Source organism: Bacteroides sp. HMSC067B03, from assembly GCF_001811315.1.
Lineage (GTDB): Bacteria > Bacteroidota > Bacteroidia > Bacteroidales > Bacteroidaceae > Bacteroides > Bacteroides faecis.
The window spans coordinates 1-6,845 of sequence record NZ_KV804320.1 but is presented as its reverse complement, the minus strand read 5'-3'; the positions used below and the strand labels follow the sequence as shown (position 1 = coordinate 6,845).

Annotated in this window: 12 protein-coding genes; 8 read left to right on the top strand and 4 right to left on the bottom strand. The window is 38.9% G+C overall.

The window, feature by feature from the left end; all coding sequences use genetic code 11:
- The 8 genes from HMPREF2794_RS07680 to HMPREF2794_RS07645 form a co-directional block, all read left to right on the top strand.
- On the top strand, positions 1-333 hold a 333-nt coding region (locus tag HMPREF2794_RS07680; protein WP_168166592.1), incomplete at its 5' end, for an Imm19 family immunity protein.
- A gap of 96 nt (positions 334-429) precedes the next feature.
- A complete protein-coding gene (locus HMPREF2794_RS07675) occupies positions 430-885 on the top strand; it encodes a macro domain-containing protein (RefSeq protein WP_004319182.1) in 456 nt (151 codons plus the stop codon).
- A 100-nt stretch (positions 886-985) separates the two neighbouring features.
- Complete coding sequence (locus tag HMPREF2794_RS07670; RefSeq protein ID WP_004319180.1) at positions 986-1,237, top strand: hypothetical protein; 252 nt, start codon at positions 986-988, stop codon at positions 1,235-1,237.
- 70 nt (positions 1,238-1,307) lie between these two features.
- Positions 1,308-2,063: a DUF6630 family protein gene (locus HMPREF2794_RS07665; protein ID WP_004295472.1), complete on the top strand. Its 756-nt coding sequence runs from the start codon at positions 1,308-1,310 to the stop codon at positions 2,061-2,063.
- Between the two features lie 58 nt (positions 2,064-2,121).
- A complete protein-coding gene (locus HMPREF2794_RS07660; RefSeq protein ID WP_004295471.1) occupies positions 2,122-2,742 on the top strand; it encodes a hypothetical protein in 621 nt (206 codons plus the stop codon).
- Between the two features lie 65 nt (positions 2,743-2,807).
- A complete protein-coding gene (locus HMPREF2794_RS07655; RefSeq protein WP_004295470.1) occupies positions 2,808-3,413 on the top strand; it encodes a hypothetical protein in 606 nt (201 codons plus the stop codon).
- Between the two features lie 75 nt (positions 3,414-3,488).
- Positions 3,489-4,034, top strand: a complete 546-nt coding sequence (locus HMPREF2794_RS07650; RefSeq protein WP_004295469.1) for an imm11 family protein — start codon at positions 3,489-3,491, stop codon at positions 4,032-4,034.
- A 92-nt stretch (positions 4,035-4,126) separates the two neighbouring features.
- Positions 4,127-4,717 carry a DUF4948 family protein gene (locus HMPREF2794_RS07645; protein ID WP_004319175.1) on the top strand — a complete coding sequence of 197 codons (591 nt, stop codon included), beginning with the start codon at positions 4,127-4,129 and terminating at the stop codon, positions 4,715-4,717.
- 28 nt (positions 4,718-4,745) lie between these two features.
- On the opposite strand, the gene HMPREF2794_RS07640 is transcribed toward HMPREF2794_RS07645, so the two are convergent.
- From HMPREF2794_RS07640 to HMPREF2794_RS07625, 4 genes are all read right to left on the bottom strand, one after another.
- Positions 4,746-5,132 (bottom strand): hypothetical protein, encoded by a 387-nt coding sequence (locus HMPREF2794_RS07640; protein WP_004295467.1) that lies wholly within the window; start codon positions 5,130-5,132, stop codon positions 4,746-4,748.
- On the bottom strand, positions 5,129-5,524 hold the full coding sequence (locus tag HMPREF2794_RS07635) for a hypothetical protein (RefSeq protein ID WP_004295466.1): 396 nt from the start codon (positions 5,522-5,524) through the stop codon (positions 5,129-5,131). The genes HMPREF2794_RS07640 and HMPREF2794_RS07635 overlap by 4 nt, the downstream gene beginning before the upstream one ends.
- A gap of 4 nt (positions 5,525-5,528) precedes the next feature.
- A complete protein-coding gene (locus tag HMPREF2794_RS07630) occupies positions 5,529-5,810 on the bottom strand; it encodes an Imm17 family immunity protein (RefSeq protein WP_004295465.1) in 282 nt (93 codons plus the stop codon).
- A 154-nt stretch (positions 5,811-5,964) separates the two neighbouring features.
- A partial coding sequence (locus HMPREF2794_RS07625) for a TraM recognition domain-containing protein (protein WP_070751287.1) occupies positions 5,965-6,845 on the bottom strand: 881 nt, incomplete at its 5' end.

Sequence of the window (6,845 nt, the reverse complement as noted above, 5' to 3'; positions counted from 1 at the left end):
ACATATTCGGAATTAATGAGGATTACAAAAGAGATATATGGAGATGTACTGTTTCATTTACTCTTACCTTTGTCTGCAATCAAAGAAAAGGAAAAAGATACAGCACTTTTTGAGATTGTCCAACGATTGCAACAAATTCCCTTATTTAAGGAACATTCCGAATATATAGGTAAATGTATCTTGAACGGATTATTAGTATCCAACTCTGACATACAGGAAAATTCCAAGATAGGAACGATATGTACAAGTAATCATTCGTATAGAAATGCTTTGATATATAATGATGAAAAGCAGGAAATAAAGGAGCTAAATATTCTTTTGTCAAAGTTATAAATTTGCAACTAACACGTGAATAAATCTCCCCGAATGGTCGATTATTCACCGAACATTATCTGCCCAGAATAATTAACAATAAAAAAGAAAAAAACAATGATTAGGTATATTGAAAAAGGCGACATATTCCGTATTGATGGAGTGAGCAGTTATGCGCATGGTTGTAATTGTGCCGGTGCAATGGGTAAAGGCATTGCCGTACAGTTCAAAAGCAAATATCCAGATATGTATCTTGAATATAAGCAGTTGTGCAAAGAAAATAAGTTTTGCCCCGGTGATGTTTTTGATTATGATTATGGCAATGGACATATATATAACCTTGGTACTCAAGCAACGTGGCGAACACGAGCTAAAATAGAGTATATCGAAAAGGCACTGATACAGATGCTTGAGTTAGCCAGTGGTGATAATGTAACGGCAATAGCCTTACCTGCAATCGGTGCTGGATTAGGAGGATTAAAATGGGATGATGTAAAAGCAATTATAGAGACAGTTTCAAATGATTATCCTAATGTTGATTTGTATGTAGTTGAAACTTATCAAAGCGAATAAAGGCAGATAACAAGCGTATCAATCTCCCTAAAGGACGATTATTCGCCGAACATTATCGTTTAATATGGTAAGTAGAAAAGAAACAGTAAAAAGTTGTTGTGTGAATATACTTGATGATGTAAAAAGAATATTAGCGCAACCTTTTGAATGTAGGAAGACTTCTCTTCCTGATGGTGCATTACATAATGTACAAAAAGAATTGGAAAATATGATTAATGCGATTGATAAAGATATTTACTCGTTTACACCAAGTTATGGCAAATATCTAATAGATTGTTGGCTTGGAGATGAATTAGTAGATAAACTTCTTGATGTTTCTTGTCAATATGAAAAACTAATTAAGTTGAAATAAACGATAGCATACGGATTAATCTTCCAAAGGTCGATTATCCAACAAACATTATCGGTCTAAAAATTAAAATATGGATAGTAAACTTCAATTATTCGCTAAAGTGTTATTAAAAGAACACTATGATGAATTTTTAGAAATGATTCAGTTGTTCAATATAGATAAGAGAACCTTTGTCCTTCAACATAGGAAAATGTTTGAAAAGGGATGGTACGATACAAGCTCTGAAGACAATGAATTTAGTGAAGTAGATATTATGCTTTGTTTTGCTATAGTTTCTCACAGAATGGCAGTTATTGATTGGAGTGGTGAAGAATATTCAGGGCAGGTTAAGCGTTCCATTACGATGATGTTAAAGAATTATGGGATAGAACGTTTCTTATGGAACACTAAAAAGTTTGAGGATTCTTTGGATTGGGACAAAATTCGCCGAGGTGACTATTTGCCTTTGTTGTTCCAAGCTATGAACAAGCAACTTAACAGAGGCGGTTATTCCATTGTGTTTTGTGATACAAAATCGGATTGTTTTCGTTATGCAATATTACCAACTGCCGAGTTTGTGCAATTTGAGAATACGGAATTAGATGATTATCTGACAATCATTAGTCCTAAGATTTACAATATATATCTTGCAGACAAGGGAAATGAATTGCCTAAAATTATGCTGTACTTAAAAAAGAAATTTTCTGTTCCACTAAGTGAAATCAAGGAATTTTGTTCAAGAGATAAAATTTTACTTGGAATAGGGAACTCTATAATTGTGGATGAATATCGAAAAGAAATTGAACAACTTGGAGGCAAGATTGAAACAGAAGAAATAGACCGATAACAAACAGCAAACCGATTGAATAAGCGGAACGCTGCCGAACATTAGCAACCCCAAAAAGATGAAAATGATTGGAGAAACTATAAGAACTGAATTTGAAGCATTGAAAAATGACTTTGAAACCATAAGGCAACAAATAGAAGACGATGTTGTCAGGACTGAGTTGTATAAGGGCGAGTTTTATGAACTTACTCCATATTCCTATCAGCGTAATGGTTGCAAACAAGGAAAACCTGTAAAGCGTCCTGATACAATAAAAAGCACCAAAAATCTTTGTATCTACGGATTTAATAACCAAAATCAAATCGTAGAAGTTAAGGTTGGTTGTTCTATTGAAAATCAGTTTTATCACACTTTCCTGTATTATACAGACAATCTTGTGAAAAGTATTCTATACGATAATGGAAAACATTTGATGAATGTATGCCATTACTTTTTTGAGGGCGGAAAGCTGAAACGGTCACAGTTATGTGGTAGGTATGGTTGCCGTGAAGAGAATTATATCTATAAAGAAAATGCTTTGACACATATTGAAGTCAAACAATATGATATTGAGGGTAATAGTGGTAATGATTTAATTCATATATTCCAATATCAAGACGATGGGGCTTTAGAAAGTATTACCAAATCATTTCCAAATGGATATTCTGAAATAATCTATAAAACGAAAAGAGGTTGCTAACAAGCGGCTTAACTACCCCTGAAAGGTCGGTTAGCCACCAAACATTAATATTAAAAGGAAACACTATGATACCTGATAAATTGAAAGATGATTTTAATTCATTGAGAAATATGTTTGATGAATTGAAAAGAGAAATTGATAAGAATGTTGTAAGGGAAGAGAATTACAAAGGTGAGTTCTACGAAATATCCCCTTATTCTTATCAAAGAAACAGGTTTAAGCAAGGGAAAATAGTTGGAAATGTAACTTCTCTCAAAACAACTAATAACCTATTTACTTATTATTTCGATGTAAAAAATCAAATTATAGAAATCCGAGAGGGCTTGGAACTTAAAAATCAATTCTATTACACCTTTTTCATTTATGAAAAGGAACTCATGAAAACTATTGCATATGATAATAGCAAACGTATTGTGAATGTCCGATATTATCTATATGGAAGTAATGGTAAAATAGAGAAAATGTATTCAAAGGGTTCTCGTGGAAGTAGAGAAGAAACATATTTTTATGAAAATGACCGCCTACAAAAAATAGTTATAAGACAATTTGATAGAAATGATATTGAACAGGATACGTTACAACATTCATTTGATTATAAGTCTAATGGAGAATTAAAATCTATTATTCTTTCGACAGAATTATATTCTGAAACAATCTATCAGGAAACATAAATTTAATATTAACAAGCCGGGATAACGGACTAACGCCGTTCCCCGTCAAACCATTATCAATTACAGTACGACAATATGAACTTTTACTTAATAGGTAGTTTAGAAGGATTTAACGATTTACGTTTTCCAAATGTGGAAGATTGGCAAAATTGTATGGGACATGCTGAAGGTTTACTAAAGCAGTGGAATCCTCCTGAGATGGAATATATATGGAAAAAAAGTAATAGACATAAACATTTTGATTTATCACAATTTTGTAATCCTCTATTAACTATTAGCGACAAAGCATTAAGTATTTTAGAAAATATTCTTATCAAAAATGGAGAAATTCTTGATATAAAGTCGCCAAAAGGTTTTTATTTTTTTCATTGTACCAATATAATAGATGCTTTGATTGAAAAAGAATCAGATATAGTGTGGTTAGATAAAGAAAGAGGATGGGTGAGTTGTATAAATAAATTTGTGTTGGATAAAAATAAAATCCAAGAGCAAACTATTTTCAGACTTCCGAATGTAAATTGTCGCTATACTTTTTATGGGGAGGAATTTAAGAACCTTGTATTGAAACATCATCTTCAAGGAATACATTTTGATAGATACGAAACTATTATTATAAAATGAATGATTGTTTTAAAGTTTGTAGTTAAAGTATTGATAACACGCACATCAATCACTTAAACAGTGATTATCTGCATCCTATTAAACATTAGAAAATGAGAACACCAATCATAATCCTGTTATTTGTAATCCTGCTTGCCGCAAGCTGCGGAGAGCCTCCCATGCCGCCGTCGGACGAGGAAATGATACGCCATTTCACCACGCACGAGGTGGCGTTCCGTAAGGTGTACGAAATCATGGCAGAGAGTTCAGAAGGTAGTTTTCACTACCCGCCGCTTTCTCCGGAAGAGGTCATTATACTTGATTCAACAGAACAAAGCGATACATTCCATGAAACGAATGACGAACAAGACATTCCGGTATATGGACTGTTGAAGCCGGAGCGAATCCTACTCGACTCCTTGTTATCAGAGATTGGATGCGGTTTTATCCTTGTTGATCGCAGGGAATGGGGAACGGCAGATTCGGTATATGTGAGCCTTGTTATGCCGTACTACTCCCACGGCATCGTGGATGCGGGAACGTCCAAGAGTTTCGTTTACGATCCCGGATTGAGAAGCCGTCGGAATATCCGTATCACCGAATATGGCGACCTGAACGAGATCTACCGCAGGACGTACAACGACACCACGCTTTACAAACCCATCAAGGGAAACTGGTACATCGAGTTAGACCATTCGATATAACGGCCCGGAGTTCGTATCAAAGCTTGTTTCACTTTTTGTCAAGAAGATACATCATAAAGCAGATAATGGCTATCGCAAGGAAAAATAACAGAACCGCAAGGAGTTCGTTAAACCTGCACTTGGCATAGTGAGACATCACTGCTTTGCCTCGCCATTTGTAAATCCTGCTGACGAGCGACATAACGGCAAATGTGACAATGCTAAAAACGACACATGGCAACAATGCCGACACACCTGGAAAAAGCCGGATAGTAACAGTCATCATAGGGAATATCAAAAGAGCGAAGATATAAATCGAGAGCATCATTTCGCCATCGACCCTGCCTGTTCGTCTTGCTTGTTCCAATTTCTCCCCCATCCACCAGAGGTAGTCCCAGAGATAGAACCGTTGCTTATTCTCCTGCCGTTTCATCATGCCCAATGTATAAATCCGAGGTGGAACATCAGCGCTACATTTGCCACGATCAGGGCGATAGCGATAAGAACTATTTTGGCGAGCTTCCTGCCGGGATGTTTCATCTTCCCGTAATGTTCACGGAGCGCTTCACGCCGTCCGGCTGTATAGCGTAGCTTGCAGAATAAATCGGGAAGAAAGCAGAGAGGAATCACTATGGCCAAACCAATCATCCAGCCGAAAAGGCGCAATATCGGCGGAACCCCAAGCGGTATGAGTAGGACGAAGAGCCAGCACCAAAACAGTAGCATACGTCCGTTGAGATTGGTACGCTCCCTTTCGTGCCATATCTCGGCTACATACCACATATAGTCGATGAAGCAGATCCGGTATTTGCGATTGTCCTTTTCCATACCGTTATCTCCATACAAAGAAACCAACCAATATAAGTATAATCAGAACGCTGACCAACACAATCTGAACCCTGCGGCGTGTTTCAGGCTTGCAATCGTCAAATAACCACAGTTTGCTGTTAAACTGCCAATGACACGCCCATTTCCAACGGAACAGCAACCCTGCAAGCCATAGGGCAAGCAACCCGACACCAAACAGCAACCCGTATTTAGGGTGAGCCTGCAACCACTCGAAAAACGCTTCCGCCTTGCTGTTCATTGCTTCGTATATATCGGTAACTGTCATACTTATAATTAAAAGGATTCCGAACACAAAAATAATGTTTTCTGTTCACATAATCACTACTTTATGCTCCAAAACACCGGCTGTGCGGTTATAAAACCAAGAAACAGCCCCCGTTAAGGTAACGGAGGGTGTTTGCGGGGGTGTTTGTGTTCATTTAGTTCTGTTCCGGCAGGAGCTTGCAAAGCACCGGGTCGTTCTTGATACGTTCCAGTTCCTCGGCGACGATGCGGCCGGCCTCTGCCTTGATACGTTCGTAGTTTTCCTGCACGACCTGTTTCATGTGATCCGTCCCGTTCTCGTCCGTGAAATCGGTAATTTGTGGTATCTTCTTGTACCGGGCCGTTTCCGCTTTCACTTTTTCGTTGTCCACGACAATCTCGCAGTGGAAAATCTTCTGCTCGATACGTTCGTCGAAATTGTCCGCCACAGCCCCGACGAACATTCCCTGCGTGAGCGTCGAGATCTTCGAGGCCGGGATCAGGCTGTCCAGCTGCGTGGATATGGATGTCGATTTGTCGCTGCGGCTCAACGTCATGCTCTGCCGCTTCTGCAATACCTTACCGAACCGTTCCGAGAGTGTCTTGGCCGTTTCACCTACGACCTGCCCGGAGAAGATGTTGCCCACCGTGTTCATCACGACGGCGGCCTCCTTGTCCCCGTAGTCCCTCTTCAACTGTGAAAAATCCTGGAAGCACAGCAGCACGGCGACCTTGTTGCTTCTGGCCGTGGCGATCAGGTTGTCGAGTCCCTTGAAGTAGATTGTCGGCAGCTCGTCGATGATGATGCCCGATTTGAGCTGGCCTTTCTTATTTATGAGCTTGACAATCCGGGAATTATACAATCCCAAAGCCGCTCCGTAAATGTTTTGCCTGTCGGGATTGTTCCCCACGCAGAGTATCTTGGGATCGTTCGGGTTATTGATGTCGAGCGTGAAGTCATCGCCCGACATGACCCAATATAGCTGGGGCGAAATCATGCGGGAAAGCGGAATTTTGGCCGATGCTATCTGGCCACTGGCTAAGCACCCGGCGCCTT

Bases quoted from the DNA above. Each gene is read 5' to 3' on its own strand.
- HMPREF2794_RS07675 (WP_004319182.1), top strand. From the start codon at position 430: ATGATTAGGTATATTGAAAAAGGCGACATATTCCGTATTGATGGAGTG.
- HMPREF2794_RS07630 (WP_004295465.1), bottom strand. From the start codon at position 5,810: ATGACAGTTACCGATATATACGAAGCAATGAACAGCAAGGCGGAAGCG.
- HMPREF2794_RS07650 (WP_004295469.1), top strand. From the start codon at position 3,489: ATGAACTTTTACTTAATAGGTAGTTTAGAAGGATTTAACGATTTACGT.
- HMPREF2794_RS07660 (WP_004295471.1), top strand. From the start codon at position 2,122: ATGAAAATGATTGGAGAAACTATAAGAACTGAATTTGAAGCATTGAAA.
- HMPREF2794_RS07655 (WP_004295470.1), top strand. From the start codon at position 2,808: ATGATACCTGATAAATTGAAAGATGATTTTAATTCATTGAGAAATATG.
- HMPREF2794_RS07665 (WP_004295472.1), top strand. From the start codon at position 1,308: ATGGATAGTAAACTTCAATTATTCGCTAAAGTGTTATTAAAAGAACAC.
- HMPREF2794_RS07635 (WP_004295466.1), bottom strand. From the start codon at position 5,524: ATGGAAAAGGACAATCGCAAATACCGGATCTGCTTCATCGACTATATG.
- HMPREF2794_RS07640 (WP_004295467.1), bottom strand. From the start codon at position 5,132: ATGATGAAACGGCAGGAGAATAAGCAACGGTTCTATCTCTGGGACTAC.
- HMPREF2794_RS07645 (WP_004319175.1), top strand. From the start codon at position 4,127: ATGAGAACACCAATCATAATCCTGTTATTTGTAATCCTGCTTGCCGCA.